Genomic DNA, 22,120 nt, shown 5'->3' with positions numbered 1-22,120 from the left:
CGTGGACCAGCTCTTCGCGCCGCCCCGCACCGACTGGCAACGCATCTCCCCCCGGTGGCAGACCTACTCCCTGCTCGGCACGGTGATCGGCTGCGTGCTGGTCTCCACCATCCCGGCCGTGCTGGTCGGCGTGCTCAGCGACCAGTGGTGGATCAGCGCGCTGATCTGGGGCGTGTTCGCGGTGATCGCGGTGGTCGACCTCGCGCTGCTGCGCCGCCGCTGGCGGGCCTGGGGCTACGCCGAGCTGGAGGACGAGCTCTACATCACCCGCGGCGTGATGTTCCGCCGGCTGACCGTGGTGCCCTACGGCCGGATGCAGGTGGTCGACGTCACCACCGGCCCGTTCGAGCGGGCCTTCGGCCTGGCCACCGTCAAGCTCGTCACCGCCAGCGCCAGCACCGACGCCACCATCCCCGGGCTGACCGCCGACCAGGCCACCCGGCTGCGGGACCAGCTCACCGAACGGGCCGAGGCAAGGCTGTCCGGGCTGTGAGCTCCACGCCGGAGACGCCCCCGACCGGCCCCGACCGCACGGCCCCGGGCCCCGTCCCGCCCGGCGCGGGGGCCCAGCCGCCCGCGCAGGTGGACGCCGAGGGCAAGACCTTCGAGCGCCCGCACCCGCTCACCCCGCTGATCCGCGGCTGGGTCGTCCTGGTGGCGATCCTGGTGGCGGTCGGCCGGGAGCTGGTGCCGGACGGGGACGGCGAGAGCTGGCTGACCGACCTGGCCGGCTCGCTGCAGTGGGTGCTGCTGGCGGTGGCGGGCGTGTTCCTCGTCGCGGCGGCGGCCGGGTTCGTCACCTGGCGGTTCACCCGCTTCGTCATCGACGACGAGGAGCTGCGGATCGAGACCGGGGTGCTCACCCGCCGCTCGAAGAAGATCCCGTTCCAGCGGCTGCAGTCGATCGACGTCACCCAGCCCCTCGCCGCCCGCATCTTCGGGCTGGCCGAGCTCAAGCTCGAGGCCGGCGCCGGCGACTCCGGGGCCAGCCTGAGGTACCTCGGCCGGGCCCGCGCCACCCGGCTGCGCGACTACCTGGTGCAGCGCGCCACCGGCGAGCAGAGCAGCATCGCCGAGGAGGGGCCGCAGGCCAGCGCCTGGACCGACCTCAGCAGCGCCGACGAGGTGCTCGTCCGGCTCAGCCCGCGCCAGCTGGTGCTCGGCTTCCTGCTCTCGCTGGACTTCCTGCTGCCGGCGGTGGCCCTCGTGGTGGGGCTGGTCGTCACCGGCGTCCTCGGCGTGATCTTCTTCGCCCTCGGCGGCATCATCCCGCTCGGGATCGCGCTGCTGACCACGGTGAGCATGTACCTGGTCAGCCAGTTCAACTACACCCTCTCCCGCAGCGGGCGGGGGCTGCGGATCTCCCGCGGCCTGACCAGCCTGACCAGCCAGTCGGTCCCGGTGGACCGCATCCAGGGCCTGTCGATCGGGCAGCCGGCCACCTGGAAGGCGCTCGGGCTGTACCGGGTGCGGATGGACGTCCTCGGCCACACCAGCAGCGGCGAGGACGGCAACCAGCAGAGCGGCGCCAAGAGCTCGCTGCTGTTCCCGGTCGCCACCGAGGAGCAGGTCCGCACGGCGCTCGCGGCGATCATGCCCGAGGTCGACCTGGCGGCGATCGAGCTCCACCCCTCCCCGCGCGGCGCCGCCTGGCTGCGGCCGTGGAACTGGTGGACGCTGCGGCACGGCTGGGACGAGCGGGTCGTGGTGACCCGGCGGGGCTGGCTGTACGCGATCACCGAGGTGGTCCCGCACGCCAAGACCCAGTCGGTGCGGCTGACCCAGGGCCCGCTGCAGCGCGCGCTCGGGCTGGCCACCGTGAACGTCGACACCACACCCGGGCCGGTGAACCTGGCGATCGTGCACGTCGACCCCGAGCACGCCCGCCGGACGGCGCTGAGCCAGCTCGACCGGATGCGCGCCGCCCGCGCCACCGCCGCCCCGGGCAGTGCCGCCGGTCCGGTGCTGCGCCAGCCCGCGGAGGCAGACGAGCCGGACCCGCGTGCCCCTCAGGCGCCGTCCCCGCCGGGAGAGCCGACCCGCTGACCCGTCACCCCGGTGTCGGCGGGGTGCTCTAGGGTCGGACCCGTGAGCAAGCCCGTTCTCGGCATCGACATCGGCGGCTCGGGGATCAAGGGGGCCCCGGTCGACCTCAAGAAGGGTGAGTTCGCGGCCAAGCGGCTGCGCATCGACACCCCCGGGGAGTCGACCCCCGACAACGTGGCCGAGGTGGTGGCGCAGATCGTCGAGCACTTCGCCGACCAGATCGGCGACGGCCCCATCGGCGTCACGGTGCCGGCGGTGGTCACCCACGGCCGCACCCGGTCGGCGGCCAACATCCACGCCTCCTGGATCGACTGCGAGGCGGAGAAGGTCTTCGAGGACCGGCTGCAGCGCGACATCTACCTGGTCAACGACGCCGACGCCGCCGGCGTGGGCGAGGTCCGCTACGGCGCCGCCAAGGACCACCCGGGGCTGGTGCTGCTGACCACGCTGGGCACCGGCATCGGCTCGGCGATCATCCACCGCGGGGTGCTGGTACCCAACTCCGAGCTCGGCCACCTCGAGATCGACGGCCACGACGCCGAGAGCCAGGCCTCCTCCGGGGTCAAGGACAAGCTGGGCCTGTCCTACGAGGAGTGGGTGCCGCGGCTGCAGCGCTACTACGAGGTGGTGGAGAAGCTGCTGTGGCCCGACCTCATCGTGGTGGGCGGCGGCGTCTCCAAGGACCACGAGCAGTTCCTGCCGCACCTGCGGCTCAACTCCCCCATCGTGCCGGCCGCGCTGAAGAACAAGGCCGGCATCATCGGCGCCGCCTGGCTGGCCGCCGACCGCCGGGCCCACCCCGAGCCGGTGCTGGACTACCAGACCCCGGGCGAGCCCCGGGTGTCGAAGGCGAAGGCCTCCAAGAGCTGACGCCCCCGGGCGTCACATCCGCCCGGCCTCCGGCCATCACATCCGCTCGGGGGCCTCGATGCCGAGCAGGTCCAGCCCCGCGGCGAGCACGTCGCGGACGGTGACGCAGAGCGCCAGCCGGGACGCCCGCACCTCGCCCTCGCTCCTGAGCACCGGGCACTGCTCGTAGAACACCGACAGCGCCCCGGCCAGCTCGTAGAGGTAGGCGCAGAGCCGGTGCGGCTGCAGGGTCTGCCCGACCTCGGCCACCGTCTCGCCGAAGCGGGTGAGCAGCAGCGCCAGGGTCTGCTCGGCCGGCTCGGCCAGCACGGTGACCGCCTCGCCGACCTGGGCCTGCTCGGCCTCGGCGCGACGCAGCAGCTGGCAGAGCCGGGCGTGGGCGTACTGCAGGTAGGGCCCGGTGTCGCCGACGGTCTGCACCATCCGGTCCAGGTCGAAGACGTAGTCCTTGACCAGGCTGTTGGACAGGTCGGCGTACTTGACCGCGGCCAGCGCGATGGGACGGGCCGCCCGCTCCTCGGCCGCGTCCAGCAGGTCGGCCAGCTTCATCGTGCCGCCGTCGCGGGTGCGCAGCCGCTTGCCGTCGGTGCCGAGCACCATCCCGTAGCCGACGTGCTCGGCCTGCACCCGCTCGGGGAGGAAGCCGGCCTTGCGGGCCACGGCGAAGACCTGGTTGAAGTGGAAGGTCTGCTCGCTGCCGACCACGTAGAGGATCCGGTCCGCCCCCAGCTCGCCGACGCGGCGGCGCACCGCGGCCAGGTCGGTGGCGGAGTAGCCGAAACCGCCGTCGCGCTTGCGCACGATCATCGGGGCGTTGAAGCCCTCGACGAAGACCACCAGCGCGCCGTCGTCGACCACGGCGGCGCCGCTGGCCTCCAGGTCGGCCACCACCCGCGGCAGGTCGTCGTTGTAGGTGGACTCCCCGGCCAGGTCGGCGTCGGTGAGCAGCACCCCGAGCCGGGCGTAGGCCTCGTGGAATCCGGCCAGCGAGATGTCGATCAGCTGCCGCCAGATCGCCAGCGTCTCCTCGTCGCCGGACTGCAGCAGCACCACCCGGCGCCGGGCCCGGTCGGCGAAGGCCTCGTCGGCCTTGAAGTGGTCGTTGGCGCGGCGGTAGAGCTCCTCCGCACCGGCCAGGTCGAGCGCGGCGACGTCCAGCTGCTCGTCGAGGATCTGCTCGACCAGCATCCCGAACTGCCGGCCCCAGTCGCCGATGTGGTTCTGCGCGACGACGGTGTGGCCGAGCGCGCGCAGCACCCGGGCCAGGCAGTCGCCGATGATGGTGGAGCGCAGGTGGCCGACGTGCATCTGCTTGGCGACGTTGGGCGCGGAGTAGTCGATCACCACGGTCTGCGGCGGCTGCGGCTCGACCCCGTGCCGGGGGTCGGCGCGGACCTCCGAGGCGGCGGCCGCCAGCACGTCGGTGCGCAGCCGCAGGTTGATGAACCCGGGCCCGGCGATCTCCGGCGTCTCGCACAGGTCGGACAGGTCGGCCTGCTCCACCAGCCGCTGCGCCACCTCCCGCGGCGGACGTCCCTCCGCCTTGGCCAGCCGGAGGGCGACGTTGGACTGGAAGTGCCCGAACTGCGGCTTGGTCGCCGCGCGCAGCTCGGGGTCGACGCCGGCCACGGCCTGCAGCCGTCCGCTCAGCGTGTGGGGCAGCGAGGACATGGCGGCCATTCTTCCACGCAGGTCGGGGTGCTCCGGCGCTCCGCCGGCCGGCCGGACGGGTGCCGGTCTTGGGTCGGTCGGCGAGGATGGGGCCGTGCCCGTCGTCCCGCACCGACCCGCTCCGCAGCCCGAGGCCCCGGGCTGGCAGGAGCCGGTGCGCTGGAGCCAGGACCGGCCGTGGCACGACGTCCGGCTGGAGCCGTCCCGCCGACCGGCGCGGTCCGAGCCCGGGTCGTCCGCACCCGCGGCACCCACCCCCTGGCCTGGGCCGCCTCGAGCCCGGCCGATCCCCCCGACCGCCGCCGTACCCCCGCGACGTCCGCCCGCGCCGACCCTCCTGATGGACCGGCCGTCCGCACCGGAGCCGACGACTCGGTGGGATGCCCCGCCCACCCCACCCGGTCCGGCCCGCACCTCCCGCTGGCGCCGGACACCGCCGGCACCGGCACCCGTCCGGTCGCGGCCGGCACCCGGGCGTCCGGCGTCCCCGCTGGCGCCCGCACCCCTCCGGCGCCGGACATCGCGGGCCGCCTCGGGGCTCTCGCTGGTGCTCACGCTCCTCGCCTCCCTCGCGGCGGCGTGGGCGGTGCTGCACGGCGCGACCGCTGCCTCCGACGGGAGGGAGGGCGTCGCGCTGGCGATGGCCGTCCTCACCGGCTGCGTCGTGGTCGCCGGCACCGCCCTGGTGGTGGGCGTGATCGCCCTGGCCCGGGAGCGTCCACGGGGAGCGGCCCTGCTCGCCCTGCTCGCGTCGCTGGTGCTGCCGTGGGTCGGGCTGGCGACCGGCGTCCTGCTCGCGGCGCCGGAGCTGGGCGGCGACCCGGGCGAGCCGGCCCGCACGTGGGAGCGGTGGATCGAGGGGCTGGCGTTCCTCGGCGAGCCGGGCACGCTGGTCGGGTGGCTGCTCTCGCTGCTGCCCTGAGCCGGGCCCGCGGCGTCCGCACGCCGACCCGGTGACGAGCGGGGCGAGGGGTACTGAAAGGGTTCAGGCTGGAACCCACCACGACGAGCAGGAGGTCCCCGATGACGCAGGTTCCCCACGTCTCCCTCAACGACGGCACCACCATCCCCCAGCTCGGCTTCGGGGTGTGGCAGGTCAGCGAGGAGGACATCGTCCCGTCCGTGGCCGCCGCCCTGGAGACCGGCTACCGCCACATCGACACCGCAGCGATCTACGGCAACGAGGAGGGCGTCGGTCGCGCCATCCGCGAGTCCGGCATCCCGCGCGAGGAGCTGTACGTCACCACCAAGCTCTTCAACAACCGGCACGCCGACGCCGAGGTCGCCATCCAGGAGAGCCTGGAGAAGCTCGGCCTGGACCGGGTGGACCTCTACCTGATCCACTGGCCGGCGCCGAGCCAGGGCCAGTACGTGCAGGCCTGGGAGTCACTGGTCACGCTGCGCGAGCAGGGCCTGACCACCAGCATCGGCGTCTCCAACTTCCACCGCCACCACCTGCAGGAGATCATCGACGCCACCGGCGTCACCCCGGTGGTCGACCAGGTGGAGATCCACCCCTACCTCACCCAGGAGCCGCTGGTCTCCGACATCCGCTCCTTCGGCATCGAGGTCGAGGCCTGGACGCCGCTGGGCCGTGGTCCGCTGGAGGACCCCGCCATCACCCAGCTCGCCGAGAAGGTGGACCGCACGCCCGCCCAGGTGATCCTGCGCTGGCACCTGCAGAAGGGCTACATCGTCTTCCCGAAGTCGGTGACCCCGTCCCGGATCAAGGCCAACTTCGAGGTCTTCGACTTCGAGCTGGCCGATGAGGACATCGCCACCATCGACGGGCTCAACAAGAACGAGCGCACCGGCGGCGACCCCGACGCCGGCTGACTCCGGCGTCCTTCCGACGGCCCCGGGCACTCCGCCCGGGGCCGTCGTGCGTCCTGCCCAGCACCGGCCAACCCTCCACCCACGCTCGAGGCCTCCGGCACCCCCTTCACCCGGCGTCCCGCGCGGCCTACTGTTCGCGCGTGATCCCCCGTCGCCACCTCCCCCGCCTCGCGCTCGGCGCCACCGCCGGCGCCGCAGCCCTCACGGCGTTCCCGACCGCCGCGCACGCCGCCGACCGCGTCACCCTCGACCGCTGGACGTCCGAGACCGACTGGAAGCGCGGCAGGGGCTCCGGCACCGGCGTCCGCGCCGGCAACGTCGAGTTCGACCGGGCCACCTCGACCAGCACCTACACCGACCCGCACACGAGGACGAAGCGCACCTACGACGTCGCCACCTGGACCTCGCAGACGAAGAGCCCCGGCGCCACCACCGAGCTGGTCGCGTCCTGGAACGCCCACACCCAGCCCGGCACCTTCGTCGAGATCCGGGTCAAGGGGACGACCACCGGCGGCGTGGCGACCAGGTGGTACGTGCTCGGCCGGTGGGCCGAGGGCGAGAGCAGCGCCGACATCCGCCGCACCTCGGTCGGCGGGCAGGGCGACCGGCACGCCAGCGTCGCCACCGACACCCTGGTGATGGCCGACCGGATCGCGCTGAAGAGCTACCAGGTGCAGGTGCGGCTGCACCGGCCCAAGGGCACCACCGCCCGCTGCTGGGTGCGCGGGCTGACCGTGGCGACCTCGGCCATCCCCGACCGCACGAAGGTGGGGACGTCCGCTCCTACCGGGAGGGCCGCCCGGACCCTGGCGGTGCCCACCTACTCCCAGCAGGTGCATGTCGGGCACCTCCCCCAGTACGGCAACGGTGGAGAGGCCTGGTGCTCACCGACGTCGGTGGCGATGGTGCTCGACTACTGGAAGCTCGGGCCGTCCTCCTCGACCACGGCCTGGGTGGGCAGCGGGCATGCCGACCGGCAGGTCGACCACGCCGCGAAGCGCTGCTACGACTACGCCTACAAGGGCACCGGCAACTGGCCGATGTGCACCGCCTACGCCCACAACGAGGGCGCGGACGCCTTCGTCACCCGGCTGCGCTCGCTGCGGGAGGCCGAGGCCTTCATCGCCGCCGGCATCCCGCTGGTCGCCTCGGTCTCCTTCACGAGCGCGGAGATGACCGGCGCCGGCTACAGCACCGCCGGCCACCTGCTCGTCATCGTCGGCTTCACGAAGTCCGGTGACGTGGTCGTCAACGACCCCGCCTCGCACCTCAAGAAGTCCAACAGCCAGGTCCGGACGACGTACAAGCGCAGCCAGTTCGAGAACGCCTGGCTCCCGAAGTCCGGTGGGCTGGTCTACGTCATCACCAAGCCCGGCACCAAGCCGCCGTCCTCCCCCGGGAACTGGTGAGCCGCACCCCTCAGAGCAGGGTGCGGAGGCGCTCCAGCTCCTCGGCCGGCATGCCGTAGCCGTGCTCGGGGGCGGGGTAGGCGCGGCTGCGGACGTCCTCGGCGTAGCGGCGGACGCCGTCGGTCATGGCGTCCTGCAGGTCGGCGTAGCGCTGCACGAACTTCGCGCCCTTGCCCTCGCGGATGCCGAGCAGGTCGTGGAAGACGAGCACCTGTCCGTCGGTGGCCGGGCCGGCGCCGATGCCGATCACCAGGGTGTCGGTGAGCTGGGGCAGCAGCAGCTCGGTGAGCTCGGACGGGATCGCCTCGAGCACGACGGAGAAGCAGCCGGCCTCCTGCAGCGCCCGCGCCTCGGCGACGATCCGCGCGGCCGTGGCGGCGTCGCGGCCCTGGGCCCGGTAGCCGCCGAGGGCGGTGGCGGTCTGCGGGGTGAGCCCGACGTGGCCCATCACCGGGATGCCGGCGGCCAGGATGGCGCGCACCCGGGAGATCCGCTCGGGGCCGCCGCCCTCCAGCTTGACGGCGTCCGCGCCGGCCTCCCTCACCAGCCGCAGGGCGCTGGTGACCGCCTGCGCGTCGGAGACCTCGGTGGAGCCGAACGGCAGGTCGACGACCAGCAGCGGCGTCCGCAGCCCCCGGCGGGCCGCCCGGGCCAGCACCAGCATCTCCTCCAGCTCGACGCCCACGGTGGAGTCCATGCCGAGCACGGTCATGGCCCCGGAGTCGCCGACCAGCACGATGTCGACGCCGGCGTCCTCGGCCGCGCGGGCGCTGGGGAAGTCGTAGGCGGTCACCATCACCACCGGCTCACCGGCGCGCTTGCGGGCCGCCAGCTCGGGCAGGGTGATGGGCTTGCGGGCCGTCCCGCCCGGCGACACCGACCGCACCGTCGACATCAGCGCCCCGCTCTCAGGCGTCCGCGGTGAGCAGCACGCCCACCTTCTCGTCGACCTCGAGGATGCGGTTGCTGGTGCGCTCGACGTGCACCACCCGGGGGGCGTAGGTCTCGAGGTCGGCGCGGTCGTACTGGCCGTAGGAGATGATGATGATGGTGTCGCCCTGGTGCACCAGCCGGGCCGCCGCCCCGTTGACCTTGATCTCGCCCGAGCCCCGCTCACCGGCGATGGTGTAGGTCTCGAAGCGGGCGCCGTTGTCGACGTCGACGACGGCCACCTGCTCGAACTCGAGCATGTCGGCGGCCTCGAGCAGGTCGGGGTCGACGGTGATCGACCCGACGTAGTGCAGGTCGGAATCGGTCACCGTGGCGCGGTGGATCTTCGACTTCAGCATGATGCGCTGCACGGTCGGCGTCCTCCTGTGAGCAGTGCGGGGCGACGGTCGTCGCTCGACCTCCTCAACCCTACGACGACACGCCGGTATTCCGCCCGCCGAGCGGGTCAGGCTGAGGACGCAGGGATCCTGCGCCAGGGTGCTGCTCCGCCGGACCCGCCGCCGCACCGTTGTGCGGGTGGAGTCGCCGGTGGGCGTCACCCTGGCGCAGAATCACCGCGGCGGCTCAACCAGCTCGTTGTCGATCAGGCGGACGGGCCCGACGGGAGCCGCGACGACGACCAGCACCGGACGCCCCTCCGTGCGCCCGACCGGCTCGAAGGTGTCGGGGTCGACCACCTCGAGGTACTCCGGCTCGACGCCCTCGCCGCGCATCACTGCCCGGCCGGCCTCCGCGGCGGCCACGGCGTCGGACTCCCCCGCCGCCAGCCGGGCCACCACGGCGTCCAGGCCGTGCCGCAGGGCGAGCCCGCGGATGCGGTCCGCAGCACCCAGACGGACGTTGCGGCTCGACAGCGCCAGGCCGTCGGGCTCGCGGACGGTGGGCACCGTCTCGATCCGCACACCGAGGTCGAGGTCGGCGACCACGCGCCGCACCACGGCGACCTGCTGGGCGTCCTTCTGGCCGAACCAGGCGACATCGGGGCGGACCATGCCGAACAGCTTCGTCACCACCAGCGCGACCCCGTCGAAGTGGCCGGGCCGGTGCGCGCCCTCCAGCCGTCCGCTGACGCCGCCGACCGAGACCGTGGTGGCGAACCCGGTCGGGTACACCTCGGCCACCGCAGGGGCGAAGAGCAGGTCGACGTCGGCGCCCTCGGCGAGCTCGGCGTCGCGCCCCTCGTCGCGGGGGTAGGCGGCGAGGTCGCCCGCGTCGTCGAACTGGGTCGGGTTGACGAACAGCGACAGCACCACGACATCGGCCTCCGCCCGGGCGGCCCGGACCAGCGCCAGGTGCCCCTCGTGCAGGGCGCCCATGGTCGGCACCAGCCCGATGGTGCGGCCGGCGCGGCGGTGCCCGCCCAGCGCCGCGCGGAGCTCGTCGACGGTGCGGATGGTCTGCATCAGCGTCCTCCCCTGCGGGCCAGCGCGGTGGTGCGCTCGACCATGACGTCGTACAGCGGCAGCTCTTCGGGGGTGCGTTCGGTCACCGCCGCCCGTTGCCGCGCCACGGTCTCGGCGTCCCCGCGCGCCACCGGACCGGTGAGGGTCTCCGCGCTGCCCGTGCGCTCCCAGTTCTCCACCGTGGCGCGGACCAGCGGCGCCAGCCGCTCCCGCGGGACGCCGGCGGAGGCCGCCAGCCGCTCCGCGCCGTCGAGCAGGGTGAGCAGGAAGTTGGACGCCACGCTGGCCGAGGCGTGGTAGGCCGCGCGGTCCTCGTCGGCGACCGTGACCGGGAGCAAACCCACCGCCTCCGCGAGCGTGGTCGCCAGGGCGAGCGCGCGCGAGGTCGTGCCGGCCACCGCGGCGGTCGCGCCGGTGAAGGTCGCCCCGCCGGTCGGCACCGTCATCAGCGGGTGCACCGAGAACGCCTCGTGCGGGGCGAGCGGGGCCAGCGTGGTGGCCCCCGAGACGTGCCCGACGAGCCGTCCGGGACGCACGGGCAGCCCGGCGGCCACCTCGGCGATGGCGGCGTCGGGCACGCAGAGCAGGACCACGTCGGCGGTGGGGACGCCACCGCGGCCCAGGGGGCCCTCCACCTCGACGCCGGCGGCGGTCAGGGCGGCGGCCAGGGCGCGGCCCATCCGGCCGGGGCCGACCAGCGCCAGCGGACCCGGAGGCGGGGACGAGGTGGACACCGGGGCACCGTAGTCGGTCGGGCGGGGGCGGCGATCGGGTGGCCAGCAGATCCGCCCTTCGACAGGCTCAGGGCGCTGGGGTCGGGTCGGCGCGCGGGTGCGGGTCAGGAGGACGGGGAGTCGTCGGAGGGAGGCGGGAAGGGGTCGGTGGGTGGGAGGTCGGTACGGCGGGAGGCGCGGGCGACCATGAAGGCGCCGACCGGGATGGTCAGCAGCTGGAACAGCGCGACCAGGGCGACCAGACCGAGGTCGGTGCGCAGGCGCAGCGCGACCCCGAGCAGCACCAGCAGGACGCCGAGCACCTGCGGCTTGGTGGCGGCGTGCATCCGCGTCAGCAGATCGGGGAAGCGCAGCATGCCGAGCGCGGTGGTCAGGCAGACCAGGGCGCCGAGGGCGATCGCGACCAGCCCGGCGATGTCGAGCACCTGCTCAACCACGACGACCACCCCCCTCCGGCCCCTCGCGGTCCGGTGAGGTGGCGGCGTCCTCGACGGCCGCCGCGCGGTCCACCGGCACCTCCGGCCGTGCCGCGGCGGGCGACCCGGGCGCCGGCTGCGGCCCCGCCGGGACCTCCTCCTCCGGGTCGGGGTCCTGCCCCGCCGCGCCGAGGTGGCCGTCCTCCGGGGCGTCCCGGCCCCGGTCGTGGTCGCCGGCGACGAAACGGGCCACGGCGACCGAGCCGACGAACCCGGTCAGCGCGAGCGAGACCAGGACCGGCAGGGTCGTCGAGCTGCGGCTGCTGGCGATGTGGAGCGCCAGCCCGCAGACCAGGATCGAGATGAGCACCTCGGTGGAGATGGTCCGGTCCAGCACCGACGGGCCACGCACCAGCCGGACCACCACCAGCAGGGCCGCGACGGACAGCAGCAGCGCGCTCCCGCCGATCAGCGCCGTCTGCAGACTCACCGGACCTCCTTCGCGGTGACCGGGGTCGAGGCGTCCGGCGCCTGCAGCCCGAAGGCGTGCATGACCCGGCGCTCGGTGTGCAGCACCCGCTGCGCCACCTCCAGCCGCTCGTCGTCGGTGTGGACGGCGATGGCGTGCAGCCGCATCCGCCGCCCGGCCAGGTCGACCACGACCGTGCCGGGCACCAGGGTGGTCAGCTGCGAGGTGACGGTGCGCAGCAGGTCGTGGTCGCAGTGCAGCTCGACCTCCACCTCCGACCCGCCCGGCGGTGGACCCGGGCGCACCGCCAGCCAGGCCACCTGGGCCGAGCCGACGAGCAGGTCGCGGACGAAGGCGCCGGCCAGCACCAGCACCGCCCAGGGCCGCGGACGCAGCCCCAGGGTGAGCGCGGGCAGCGGGAACACCAGCAGCACCAGCACCGACACCACCACCCCGCCGACGACCACCAGCGGCGTCACCGCGCCCCACATGGCGGTCCAGACGGCGGTGAGCAGGAGCACCGGCACCAGCTGCACCCGGTCGCGGATCACGGCACCTCCCCTCCCCCGAACACCAGGGCGACGTAGCCGTCGGGACGCAGCAGCTCGGCCGCGGCACGGTCGGTCACCGCGAGCAGCGGGCCGGCGGCCACGGTGAGCGCGATCCCCACCAGCACCAGCGCGGCGGTCGGGGCCACGACCCCCGGGGCGAGCGCGAACCGGCGCTCGTACCGGCGCTCCAGCCGGTTGTCCTCGGTCACCGGGGCCACGGTGGGCGGCCGCCAGAACACCCGCGACCAGACCCGGGAGACGGCGTACAGGGTGAGCAGGCTGGTCAGCACCGAGCCCACCAGCAGCGCGACCACCAGCGGGGTGGGCTGCTCGGCGCCGGCCTGCAGCAGCCCGACCTTGCCGAGGAACCCCGAGAACGGCGGGATCCCCCCGAGGTTGAGCGCCGGCACGAGGAACAGCACCGCCAGGCCCGGCGACATCGTGGCCATGCCACCCAGCTTGCTCATCGAGGTGCTGCCACCGCGCCGCTCGATGAGCCCGGCCACGAGGAACAAGGTGGTCTGGATGGTGATGTGGTGGGCCACGTAGTAGATCGAGGCCGACAGCCCGGCCGGCGAGGCCAGCGCGACGCCGAAGAGCATGTAGCCGATGTGGCTGACGAGGGTGAACGACAGCAACCGCTTGACGTCGTCCTGGGCGACCGCGCCGAGGATGCCGACCAGCATGGTGAGCAGGGACGCCCACAGCAGCAGGTCGGGCAGCGGGCTGCCGGGGAACAGCAGGGTCTGGGTGCGCAGGATGGCGTACACGCCGACCTTGGTCAGCAGCCCGGCGAACACCGCCGTCACCGGCGCGGGCGCGGTCGGGTAGGCGTCGGGCAGCCAGCCCGACATGGGGAACACCGCGGCCTTCACGGCGAAGCCGGTGAGCAGCAGCACCTGCAGGACCAGCGCCGTGGCCGGCTCCAGCTCGGCCAGTCGCACCGACAGCTGGGCCATGTTCACCGTGCCGGTGGCGGCGTAGATCATCGCCAGCGCCATCAGGAACACCGAGGACGAGGCCAGCGAGACGAACACGTAGGAGATGCCGGCGCGGACCCGGTCGATGGTCGCGCCCAGGGTGAGCAGCACGAAGCTCGCGGCCAGCAGCATCTCGAAGCCGACGTAGAGGTGGAACAGGTCGCCGGAGATGAACGTCGTCGACACGCCGGACAGCAGCACCAGCAGCGTCGGGTGGAAGATCGGCACCGGTGCGTTGCCGCCGGACTCGCGGTCCATGGCGCCGCGGCCCTGGCCGATGGCGTAGAGCAGCACCGCGAAGGTGACGGTGACCGCGACCAGCACCATCAGCGCGGTCAGCCGGTCCACCACCAGCGTGATGCCTTGGGGCGGCAGCCAGCCGCCGACGGTGACCAGCAGCCGACCCTGCGTGTCGGCCCCCCACAGCAGGGTCACCGCGATGACCAGCACCAGACTCATCGTCGTCACCGACACCGCCCGCTGCAGCCCGGTCCGGGTGCGCACCACCAGGGCGATCCCGGCCCCGACCAGCGGCAGCAGCACCGGCAGCGGCACCAGGGCGGTCAGCAGCGTGTGCAGCATCTCATCGCTCACAGCGCGCCCTCCTGCCCGGGTCGGCGGGCCGGTGGCTCGGGGGTGGACGGGTCGGGGTCGACGTGGTCGGGGCGATCGGCGTCCAGGCCGGCCGCGGCGTCGTCGCTGCCCGGCACACCGGGCTCGGCTCGCTTCCCCGGGGCGGACCCCGGAGGCGCCGCATCGGGATCAGGGTGGGTGCCGTCGTCCTCCTCCGGCACGGTGCCCGGCGGTGCCTCGTCGGGGTCGACGTGGCGCGGGTCGGCGCCCGGGCCGCCGTGGAAGTCGCTCTCCGACATGTCGTTCTCCAGCGCCCGCAGCCCGATCCGCGCGTCCTCGGGGTCGTCCTCGACGACGTCGCTGCGGCTGAGCTGCCAGCTGCGGTGGGCCAGCGCGAGCACGAACCCGGTCATCGCCAGGGTGATGACGATGGCGGTCAGCGACATCGCCTGCGGCAGCGGGTCGGCCATCGGCTGCGACTCGTCGCCCAGGCCGACGATCGGCGGTCGGCCGCGCGGTCCGGCGGCCACCACGAAGAGCAGGTTGATGCCGTTGCCGAGCAGCAGGAACCCGAGCAGGGCCCGGACGACGCTGCGGGCCAGCAGCAGGTGCACCCCACAGCCGACCAGCAGGCCGGCGAGCAGGCAGAGCAGCAGGTTGGGCGTCACCGGCCGACCCCCTCACCGGCGGAGAGCCGGCCGGCGACCGCGGCGTCGGCGTCGCCCTGGTCCGAGCCGACCTGGCCGGGCTCGCTCGGCCGCGGCTGGCGGTCCACGCCCTGCTCCTGCTCGATCTGGACGTCCACCTGCCCGCCCAGGCTGCGCAGCACGTCGAGCACCAGACCGACCACCACGAGGTAGACGCCGATGTCGAAGGCGACGGAGGTGACCACCTTCACCTCGCCCAGCAGCGGGACGTCCCAGATGAAGGTCCAGGTCTCCAGCACCAGCCCACCGGCGAGGATCGAGACCGCGCCGAACCCGGCGGAGAGGAACAGCCCCAGCCCCATCAGCGCACCGGGGGTGACGGGTACCGCGGCCTGCAGCTCTGCGCGTCCACCGGCGAGGTAGCGCATGGTCAGCCCCAGCCCGGCCACGATGCCGGCGGCGAACCCGCCTCCGGGCAGGTTGTGCCCGGCCAGCAGCAGGTACACCGACCACACCATGATCGTGTGGAACAGCAGCCGGGCCAGCACCTCGAAGACGACGGTGCGGCGCCGCTCCGGCACCTGGTCGGCAGCCGGCAGCCAGGACCGGCTCGCGGTGGTCGGACGGACCTGCTGGCGCCGCTGCACCCGGGCCTGCCGGAGCCGCTCGTTGTGCTCGTGCACCTCGTTGCCGCGGACGTAGACCAGGCTGGCGATGCCGGTGGCCGCCACCAGCACCACCGACAGCTCACCCAGGGTGTCCCAGTTGCGGATGTCGACGAGGATGACGTTGACGATGTTGTAGCCGCCGCCGAAGTCGACCGCGGTGACGTCCATGCCCGCCGAGGCCGGGGTGGCGGTGCGGGCCCCGGCCGCGATCAGCGCGACCACGGTGGCCATCACGCCGGCCCCGGCCCCGATCACGGTTCGGACGGCGCGCTGCTTGCGGGTGGCGTCGTCGTTGAACCGTCCGCTGAACCGGCGGAGCACCAGCACGAACACGACCAGCGAGACCGTCTCCACCAGCACCTGGGTGAGCGCCAGGTCGGGTGCACCGTGCAGGGCGAACAACGCCGCCACGCCGTAGCCGGTGATGCCGACGGCCAGCACACCGCGGAACCGGCGCCGCGAGCGCACCGTCACCAGGGCGGCCACCCCCGTCACCGCCACCACCCCGACGTCGGCCGGCGAGGCCCACAACGTCACCGACTCCGGCCACGGGTCCGCGCCGGAGGCCAGCCCGACCACCAGCGCCCCGAGGGTGACCGCCACGGTGGTGCCCAGCACCAGCCCGAGGGAGAGCGGGAGCGACCCGCGCTGCACCCCGCCGGTGACCTCGACGGAGAGCCGGTCCAGTCCGCGCATGAGCAGCCGGTAGCCGTGCTCGGCGGCGGGCACCCGGGGCACCACCGACTGCCCGCGCTCGACGGCCGTGCGGCCCCACACCAGCAGCGCGCCCAGACCGAGGGTCAGGGCCGACAGCCCGAGCGCGGGGGTGAACCCGTGCCACAACCCGAGGTGGACGTCGTGCCCGGCGTGCGGCATCAGCTCGGCGTAGCCCTCCAGCCACGGCTCGACCAGCGTCGACAGCGGACCGGCCAGCAGGGAGAGCCCGGCGAGCAGGGCCGGCACCCCGACCAGCAGCACGGCGTCGCGTCCGGGCGCGTGCACCGGGGTGTCCTCGATGTCGCGGCGGCGTCCGAAGGCGCCCAGGCTGAACCGTGCGCTGTAGGCGACGGTGAGCACCGAGCCCGCCACCAGCACCGCCAGCAGGACGGTGTCCGGCAGCCCGCCGCCCTCGGTGGCGCGGGTGAGCACGGTGTCGTAGGCCATCTCCTTGGAGACGAAGCCGAGCATCGGCGGCACCCCGGCCATCGACCCGGCGGCGATCACGGACGTCCAGAGCAGCAGGGGCATCCGGCGTCCCAGCCCGGAGAGCTCGCGCAGGTCGCGGGTGCCGGTGAGGTGGTCGACGGTGCCGACCACGAGGAACAGGCAGCCCTTGAACATGGCGTGGGCCAGCAGCAGGGTGAGCGCGGTCAGCCCGCCGTTGTAGCCACCGAGCCCGGCGACCACGGTGAGGAAGCCGAGCTGGCTGACGGTGCCGTAGGCCAGCAGCAGCTTGAGGTCGTGCTGGCGCAGCGCCCGGTACGCGCCGATGAGCATGGTCAGCCCGCCGACGCCCAGCACCACCGGCGCCCACACCGGCTCCTCGGCGAAGCCGGGGGCCAGCCGCGCCACCAGGTAGATGCCGGCCTTCACCATCGCGGCGGCGTGCAGGTAGGCGCTGACCGGGGTGGGCGCGGCCATCGCCCCGGGAAGCCAGAAGTGGAACGGCACCTGCGCCGACTTGCTCAGCGCCCCGGCGAGCAGGCAGACCACCGCGGCCGCGACCAGCGGGCCGGACGGCGGGTCGGCGAGGACCTGCGAGATCCGGTAGGTGCCGGCGGCCTCCCCGACGAGCACCATCCCGAGGAGCATCGCCAACCCGCCGAAGGTCGTCACCACCAGCGCCTCGGTGGCCGCCGCCCGCGACACCTTCGAACCGGGGCGGTGCCCGATCAGCAGGTAGGACAGGACGGTGGTGGCCTCCCAGAAGATGTAGAGGACCAGGAGGTCGTCGGTGAGCACCAGCCCGAGCATCGCCCCGGCGAAGGCAGTCAGGCAGCCGGCGAAACGGCCGAGACCGGGTTCGTCGTCGTCGAAGTAGGCCGCGCAGTACAGCAGCACCAGGGCCCCGACGCCGCCGACCACCAGCACCATCAGCCAGGCCAGCGGGTCGAGCACGAAGGCCAGCTGCAGGTCCAGGCTCGGCACCCACGGCAGCACCAGCTGCGGCGGGGACGCCGAGTGCGCGGCGCCGGTCTGCGCCAACGCCCAGACGGCGGCCGCGGCCGGCACCGGGGCCAGCAGCAGGAAGGCGCGACGGCCGAGCCGGGACACGAGCCAGGGCGCGACTGCTGCTGCCACGGCGTGGGCGAGCAGCAGCGGGATCACAGATCTCCTGTCGCAGAGGGCGGAGCGGCCATCCTAGCGGCGGTCAGCCGCTGCGGCCGAGGACGTGATCCGGAGGCGGCGGCGTCGACCGCGGCGGCCGGACAGCGGTCCGGAGGGTCCTGCCGCGACGGCACCGCCCGCAGAGGCGACCCGGCCGCGCGAGGGTCAGGAGGGGGCCGGCTGGCAGCGGGGGCACCAGTAGCTGCGCCGCTCCTGGCCGGGCGGGCCGAACTCCTCGGTGGCGATGAGGGTGCCGCACCGGCGGCAGGGCTTGCCGGGACGCTCGAACACCCAGTGCTCCTCCCCGCGCCGGCGCAGGCCGGTGGTCACCTGGTCGTGCTGCAGCTTGTTGGCCTCCAGCAGGGCGCGGGCCCGGCGGACGACGGCGGGCAGGTCGGGCACGTCACCGACCGGGGTGCGTGGGTGCAGCCCGGAGAGGAACAGCGTCTCCGCGCGGTAGAGGGTGCCGATGCCGGCGAGGTTGCGCTGGTCGAGCAGGGCCTCACCGATGGTGCGCCCGGGGTGGTGGCGGAGCCGGCGCAGGGCCTCCTCGGCGTCGAAGCCGGGGTCGAGCAGATCGGGGCCGAGGTGACCGACGACCTCGTGCTCGGCGTCGGTGCGGATCAGCTCGACCACCGGGATCCGCAGCCCGACGCAGGTGTGCTCGGCGCTGGCCAGGATGATCCGGATCTGGTCGGCCGGGCCGGGCAGCCGCTCACCGGCGCGGCGGATCCGCCAGCCGCCCTCCATCCGCAGGTGGGTGTGCAGGGTGAAGCCGTTGTCGAAGCGGGTCAGCTGGTGCTTGCCGCGCGCCACCACCCCGGTGCAGGTCACCCCCACCAGGTCGGCCGCGGCGAGCTGCGGCACCCGGAGCTCGGCCCGGGTCAGCCGACGTCCGCGCAGCGCGGCGTCCAGCCGGAGGCAGGCCAGCCAGACGGTGTCACCCTCGGGCACGAGTGCGTCCCGGCGGCAGCCACGGCGCCAGCGCGAAGCCGAGCAGCACCAGCCCGGCCACCGTGGCGGCGGAGCCGGCGGCCGGTGTCCAGCCCGCGAACCGGGCGATCCCGCCGGCGAGCGCCACGCCCACCAGCGCCAGCCCGAGCCGGCGGAACAGCGGCACCCGGAGCACCGCAGCCAGCGGCCAGAAGTGCACGCCGACGACGAGGACCACCCACAGCACCTGCAGGTCGGGGTAGCCGACGGCCCGCAGCACCGCCGCACCGGCGACGAAGGCCACCACCATCGCCAGCGTGGTCACCAGCCAGCGGACCTGCTGGCCGCGGCCGGGCGGCCCGTCCGGCCCGGGACGGGCGGGGGTGCCGAGGACGACCGCGGCGAGCACGGCGAGGAAGCCGACCACGCCGAGGACGCGGGCCGCCGTGTCGACCGGCACCGGCAGGGCACCCGCGTTGACCAGCACGAACGACAGCCCGCCGACCGCACCGATCGCCGAGCCGACCCGCGTCCCGATCCCGCCGGGTGCCACCGGTCTCAGAGCTGGCCCTGCTCCGGCGTGCCGGCCGGGATCGGACGCAGCCGGGTGACCTCGACCGGACGGGCCAGCAGACCCTCCAGGCTCTCGTTCAGGGTGGCCACCGCACCGCCGGAGCCGTGCACATCGAGGTACTCCTCGCTGGACCACTTCTCGATCATCACCACGGTGTCATCCGGCGCGCGGTGGATGGCGTAGAGCTGGCACCCCGGCTCGGCGTGCACGGCGGCGATGGCCGGGTGCAGCGCCTCGACCACGGCATCGTGCTTGCCGGGCAGCGGGTGGAAGTAGGCGGTGACGACGACGGGCTCGGACATGGCAGCAACCTAGCCGCTGCCTACAGTGGGCGCGTGCCCGGTCGGACCCGCCTCCTCACCAGCGTCGCCGGGGTCGGCGTCCTCGGCTGGGCCGCGGCCTGCGCCGGCGTCGCGCTCGGCACCCACCGGTGGGTGCACCGCCCCGAGGACGTCCCGCCGCGGGAGGTGGCGGTGGTGCTCGGCGCGCAGGTGCGCGAGGACGGACAGCCCTCGGGGTTCCTGCGGGGACGCCTGGAGGTCGCCGCCGCGCTGGTGCGCTCGGGCACGGTGCAACGGGTGCTGGTCTCCGGCGACGACGGGTCGCACGGCGAGGCCCGCGTGATGCGCCGCGAGCTGGTCGCGGCGGGCGTCCCGGCGGAGGCGGTGACGGTCGACCCGCACGGCTACGACACCTACGACACCTGCTGGCGGGCGCGCCACGTCTACGGGCTCGACCGGCTGGTGCTGGTCTCGCAGACCTACCACCTGCCGCGGGCGGTGGCGACCGCCCGGGCGCTCGGCATCGACGCGGTCGGGGTCGGCGACGACTCGGTCCGCCACCACCGCCGCACCTGGCGCGAGGGCGTGGCGCGCGAGCAGCTGGCCCTGCTCAAGGCGGGGTGGGACCTGCTGAGCCGCCGGCCCGCCCGCTCGACCGGGCGCTGACCCCCCGCGTCCGGCTCAGGACCGGTGCGCGCGGTACCAGCTGATCAGCGCCCGGGTGGACGGGTCGGTGGCCGCCAGCGCGTCCGCGTCCCCGGCCACCGCCGGGGTGAGGTCCTTGGCCAGCTGCTTGCCGAGCTCCACGCCCCACTGGTCGAAGGAGTCGATGCCCCAGACCACGCCCTGGACGAAGGTGATGTGCTCGTACAGCGCGATCAGCTGGCCGAGCACCGACGGGGTGAGGGCGGCGGCCATGATCGAGGTGGTGGGCCGGTTGCCCGGGAACACCCGGGCCGGGACGACCGCTTCGTCGGTGCCCTCGGCCCGGACCTCCTCCGCCGTCTTGCCGAAGGCCAGCGCAGCGGTCTGGGCGAAGAAGTTGGCCAGGAACAGCTCGTGCACGTCGGCCTCGCCGTCGCGCTGGGGGTGCGCGGTCTCGGCGAAGGCGATGAAGTCGGCCGGGATGAGCCGGGTGCCCTGGTGGATCAGCTGGTAGAAGGCGTGCTGGCCGTTGGTGCCGGGCTCGCCCCAGAAGATCTCGCCGGTGTCGGTGCCGACCGGGCTGCCGTCCCAGCGCACGCCCTTGCCGTTGGACTCCATGGTCAGCTGCTGCAGGTAGGCCGGGAACCGGTGCAGGTACTGGGCGTAGGGCAGCACCGCGTGGCTGTGCGCGCCGAGGTGGTTGGTGTAGAAGACGTTGAGCAGCCCCATCAGCGCCGGCACGTTGCGACCCAGCGGGGTGGTGGCGAAGTGCTCGTCCATCGCACGGAAACCGGCGAGGAACTCGGTGAACCGCTCCGGGCCGATGGCGACGGCCAGCGACGTCCCGATCGCGGAGTCGACCGAGTAGCGCCCGCCGACCCAGTCCCAGAAGCCGAAGGCGTTCTCGGGGTCGATACCGAAGTCGGCCACCTTGTCGAGCGCGGTGGAGACGGCGACGAAGTGCTTGGCGACCGCGTCGTCGGTGGCGATGCCGCGGGAGGCGAGGGTGTCGAGCAGCCAGGAGCGCACGAGCCGGGCGTTGGTCAGCGTCTCCAGGGTGCCGAAGGTCTTGGACGCGACGATGACCAGCGTGGTCTCGGGATCGAGGTCGGCGACGGTCTCGGCGCTGTCGGTGGGGTCGATGTTGGAGATGAACCGGCAGGTCAGGCCGTCCTGGACGTAGGGCTTCAGCGCCTCGTAGGCCATCACCGGGCCGAGGTCGGAGCCGCCGATGCCGATGTTGACGACCGTCTCGATGCGCTTGCCGGTGACGCCGGTCCACTCCCCGCTGCGCACCTGGTCGGCGAAGGCGTACACCTTGGCCAGCTCGGCGTGCACCTGGGCGACGACGTCCTCGCCGTCGACGACCAGGGAGTCGCCCTCGGCGCGGCGCAGCGCGGTGTGCAGCACCGAGCGACCCTCGGTGACGTTGATCTTCTCCCCCGCCAGCATCGCGTCGCGGCGCCGCTCCAGACCCACCTCGTCGGCCAGGTCGAGCAGGGCGCGGATGACATCGGGGGTGAGCAGGTTCTTCGACAGGTCGACCCGCAGGTCGGCGGCGTCGAAGGAGAGCTGCTCGGCGCGGTGCGGGTCCTCGGCGAACCAGCGGCGCAGGTCGGGCTGCAGGTCGGCGGCCAGGGCGGCCAGCCGGGTCCAGGAGTCGGTGGTGGTGACGTCGACCGGGGTGTCCATGGTGGCGAGCGTAGTGGCGCCGCCGGACGCTGCCCCGGGCCCCTCGGGCTCGGTGTGGCGGCACCGGGAGCGCTCCGGCTCCCCGGGGCATGGCGGCCCGTCGCCACCCGCGTTGAGCACTGCCGCGAGCGGGCGGTGCTCCGCGCCGCGTCGCTGCCCGCGCGGAGGACCGCGGCGAGTAGGCGGCCCTCAGGCCGGACGCCCGCCCGAGGCCGCAGCGGCGCCGCGAGTGGGCGTCCCTCAGCTCGCAGGTGGGTGCCGCTCAGCGCCACACGACCTGCGTCGAGCACCGCCGCGAGTGGGCGGTCCTCGGGCCGGACGCCCGTGCGATGCCGGATCGGCGCCGCGAGTGGGCGCCCCTCAGGCCTGGCGCCCGTCTGGCACCGGAACGGCGCCGCGAGTGGGCGCCCCTCAGCTCGTGACGGGCCTCCGGCCGCGAACGG

At 74.1% G+C, this 22,120-nt stretch carries 22 protein-coding genes; 7 read left to right on the top strand and 15 right to left on the bottom strand.

Translation table 11 applies throughout. The annotated features are described in order from the left end of the window. Position 1 precedes the first annotated feature (1 nt). From DT076_RS08400 to ppgK, 3 genes are read left to right on the top strand one after another with little or no spacing between them, the layout of a single operon-like run. Entirely contained in the window at positions 2 to 493 is a 492-nt protein-coding gene (locus DT076_RS08400; RefSeq protein WP_233493790.1) for a PH domain-containing protein, read from the top strand. Further along, positions 490 to 2,046, top strand: coding sequence for a PH domain-containing protein (locus DT076_RS19905; protein ID WP_114126200.1), 1,557 nt, complete (start codon positions 490 to 492; stop codon positions 2,044 to 2,046). Before DT076_RS08400 ends, DT076_RS19905 begins: the two co-directional genes overlap by 4 nt. A 42-nt stretch (positions 2,047 to 2,088) precedes the next feature. Beyond that, positions 2,089 to 2,916, top strand: coding sequence for a polyphosphate--glucose phosphotransferase (ppgK, locus tag DT076_RS19900; protein ID WP_114126199.1), 828 nt, complete (start codon positions 2,089 to 2,091; stop codon positions 2,914 to 2,916). A 36-nt stretch (positions 2,917 to 2,952) separates the two neighbouring features. Here the strand turns inward: ppgK and argS are convergent, their stop codons facing one another. After that, positions 2,953 to 4,587: an arginine--tRNA ligase gene (gene argS / locus DT076_RS08385; protein ID WP_114126318.1), complete on the bottom strand. Its 1,635-nt coding sequence runs from the start codon at positions 4,585 to 4,587 to the stop codon at positions 2,953 to 2,955. A gap of 547 nt (positions 4,588 to 5,134) precedes the next feature. On the opposite strand from argS, the gene DT076_RS08380 reads away from it, so the two are divergent. The 3 genes from DT076_RS08380 to DT076_RS08370 all read left to right on the top strand — a co-directional run bounded on the left by DT076_RS08380 (position 5,135) and on the right by DT076_RS08370 (position 7,832). Next, positions 5,135 to 5,509, top strand: a complete 375-nt coding sequence (locus DT076_RS08380) for a hypothetical protein (RefSeq protein ID WP_114126198.1) — start codon at positions 5,135 to 5,137, stop codon at positions 5,507 to 5,509. Between the two features lie 101 nt (positions 5,510 to 5,610). Beyond that, on the top strand, positions 5,611 to 6,423 hold the full coding sequence (locus tag DT076_RS08375; protein WP_114126197.1) for an aldo/keto reductase: 813 nt from the start codon (positions 5,611 to 5,613) through the stop codon (positions 6,421 to 6,423). Positions 6,424 to 6,563: 140 nt separating this feature from the next. Continuing rightward, on the top strand, positions 6,564 to 7,832 hold the full coding sequence (locus DT076_RS08370) for a C39 family peptidase (protein WP_114126196.1): 1,269 nt from the start codon (positions 6,564 to 6,566) through the stop codon (positions 7,830 to 7,832). Positions 7,833 to 7,842: 10 nt separating this feature from the next. On the opposite strand, the gene panB is transcribed toward DT076_RS08370, so the two are convergent. The 13 genes from panB to DT076_RS08305 all read right to left on the bottom strand — a co-directional run bounded on the left by panB (position 7,843) and on the right by DT076_RS08305 (position 19,361). Next, a complete protein-coding gene (panB, locus tag DT076_RS08365) occupies positions 7,843 to 8,727 on the bottom strand; it encodes a 3-methyl-2-oxobutanoate hydroxymethyltransferase (protein ID WP_114126195.1) in 885 nt (294 codons plus the stop codon). Positions 8,728 to 8,740: 13 nt separating this feature from the next. Further along, positions 8,741 to 9,133, bottom strand: coding sequence for an aspartate 1-decarboxylase (panD, locus tag DT076_RS08360; protein WP_114126194.1), 393 nt, complete (start codon positions 9,131 to 9,133; stop codon positions 8,741 to 8,743). A 201-nt stretch (positions 9,134 to 9,334) separates the two neighbouring features. Next, entirely contained in the window at positions 9,335 to 10,186 is an 852-nt protein-coding gene (gene panC / locus DT076_RS08355; protein ID WP_114126193.1) for a pantoate--beta-alanine ligase, read from the bottom strand. Beyond that, positions 10,186 to 10,920 (bottom strand): Rossmann-like and DUF2520 domain-containing protein, encoded by a 735-nt coding sequence (locus tag DT076_RS08350; protein WP_199539050.1) that lies wholly within the window; start codon positions 10,918 to 10,920, stop codon positions 10,186 to 10,188. The genes panC and DT076_RS08350 overlap by 1 nt, the downstream gene beginning before the upstream one ends. Positions 10,921 to 11,024: 104 nt before the next feature. Continuing rightward, entirely contained in the window at positions 11,025 to 11,357 is a 333-nt protein-coding gene (gene mnhG, locus DT076_RS08345) for a monovalent cation/H(+) antiporter subunit G (RefSeq protein ID WP_114126316.1), read from the bottom strand. Beyond that, positions 11,350 to 11,826: a monovalent cation/H+ antiporter complex subunit F gene (locus DT076_RS08340; RefSeq protein ID WP_114126192.1), complete on the bottom strand. Its 477-nt coding sequence runs from the start codon at positions 11,824 to 11,826 to the stop codon at positions 11,350 to 11,352. Before DT076_RS08340 ends, mnhG begins: the two co-directional genes overlap by 8 nt. Next, the gene (locus DT076_RS08335) at positions 11,823 to 12,356 is read right to left on the bottom strand and encodes a Na+/H+ antiporter subunit E (protein ID WP_114126191.1); all 534 of its coding nucleotides are present in this window, start codon (positions 12,354 to 12,356) and stop codon (positions 11,823 to 11,825) included. Before DT076_RS08335 ends, DT076_RS08340 begins: the two co-directional genes overlap by 4 nt. Continuing rightward, positions 12,353 to 13,930 carry a Na+/H+ antiporter subunit D gene (locus tag DT076_RS08330; RefSeq protein WP_233493788.1) on the bottom strand — a complete coding sequence of 526 codons (1,578 nt, stop codon included), beginning with the start codon at positions 13,928 to 13,930 and terminating at the stop codon, positions 12,353 to 12,355. Before DT076_RS08330 ends, DT076_RS08335 begins: the two co-directional genes overlap by 4 nt. After that, positions 13,927 to 14,577, bottom strand: a complete 651-nt coding sequence (locus DT076_RS08325; RefSeq protein WP_114126190.1) for a Na(+)/H(+) antiporter subunit C — start codon at positions 14,575 to 14,577, stop codon at positions 13,927 to 13,929. The genes DT076_RS08330 and DT076_RS08325 overlap by 4 nt, the downstream gene beginning before the upstream one ends. Further along, a complete protein-coding gene (locus tag DT076_RS08320; RefSeq protein ID WP_114126189.1) occupies positions 14,574 to 17,552 on the bottom strand; it encodes a Na+/H+ antiporter subunit A in 2,979 nt (992 codons plus the stop codon). Before DT076_RS08320 ends, DT076_RS08325 begins: the two co-directional genes overlap by 4 nt. 165 nt (positions 17,553 to 17,717) lie before the next feature. After that, positions 17,718 to 18,506, bottom strand: a complete 789-nt coding sequence (locus tag DT076_RS08315) for an Fpg/Nei family DNA glycosylase (protein ID WP_114126188.1) — start codon at positions 18,504 to 18,506, stop codon at positions 17,718 to 17,720. Beyond that, positions 18,493 to 19,038, bottom strand: coding sequence for a hypothetical protein (locus DT076_RS08310; protein WP_114126187.1), 546 nt, complete (start codon positions 19,036 to 19,038; stop codon positions 18,493 to 18,495). Before DT076_RS08310 ends, DT076_RS08315 begins: the two co-directional genes overlap by 14 nt. A 5-nt stretch (positions 19,039 to 19,043) precedes the next feature. Continuing rightward, positions 19,044 to 19,361, bottom strand: a complete 318-nt coding sequence (locus DT076_RS08305; RefSeq protein ID WP_114126186.1) for a putative quinol monooxygenase — start codon at positions 19,359 to 19,361, stop codon at positions 19,044 to 19,046. A gap of 33 nt (positions 19,362 to 19,394) precedes the next feature. On the opposite strand from DT076_RS08305, the gene DT076_RS08300 reads away from it, so the two are divergent. Continuing rightward, positions 19,395 to 20,006, top strand: coding sequence for a SanA/YdcF family protein (locus DT076_RS08300; protein ID WP_158548082.1), 612 nt, complete (start codon positions 19,395 to 19,397; stop codon positions 20,004 to 20,006). 15 nt (positions 20,007 to 20,021) lie between these two features. Here DT076_RS08300 and pgi read toward each other — a convergent pair whose 3' ends face one another. Further along, a complete protein-coding gene (pgi, locus tag DT076_RS08295; RefSeq protein WP_114126184.1) occupies positions 20,022 to 21,677 on the bottom strand; it encodes a glucose-6-phosphate isomerase in 1,656 nt (551 codons plus the stop codon). Positions 21,678 to 22,120: the final 443 nt, after the last annotated feature.

The organism is Desertihabitans brevis (assembly GCF_003327535.1).
GTDB lineage: Bacteria > Actinomycetota > Actinomycetes > Propionibacteriales > Propionibacteriaceae > Desertihabitans > Desertihabitans brevis.
This window is presented reverse-complemented; position numbering and strand designations above follow the sequence as displayed.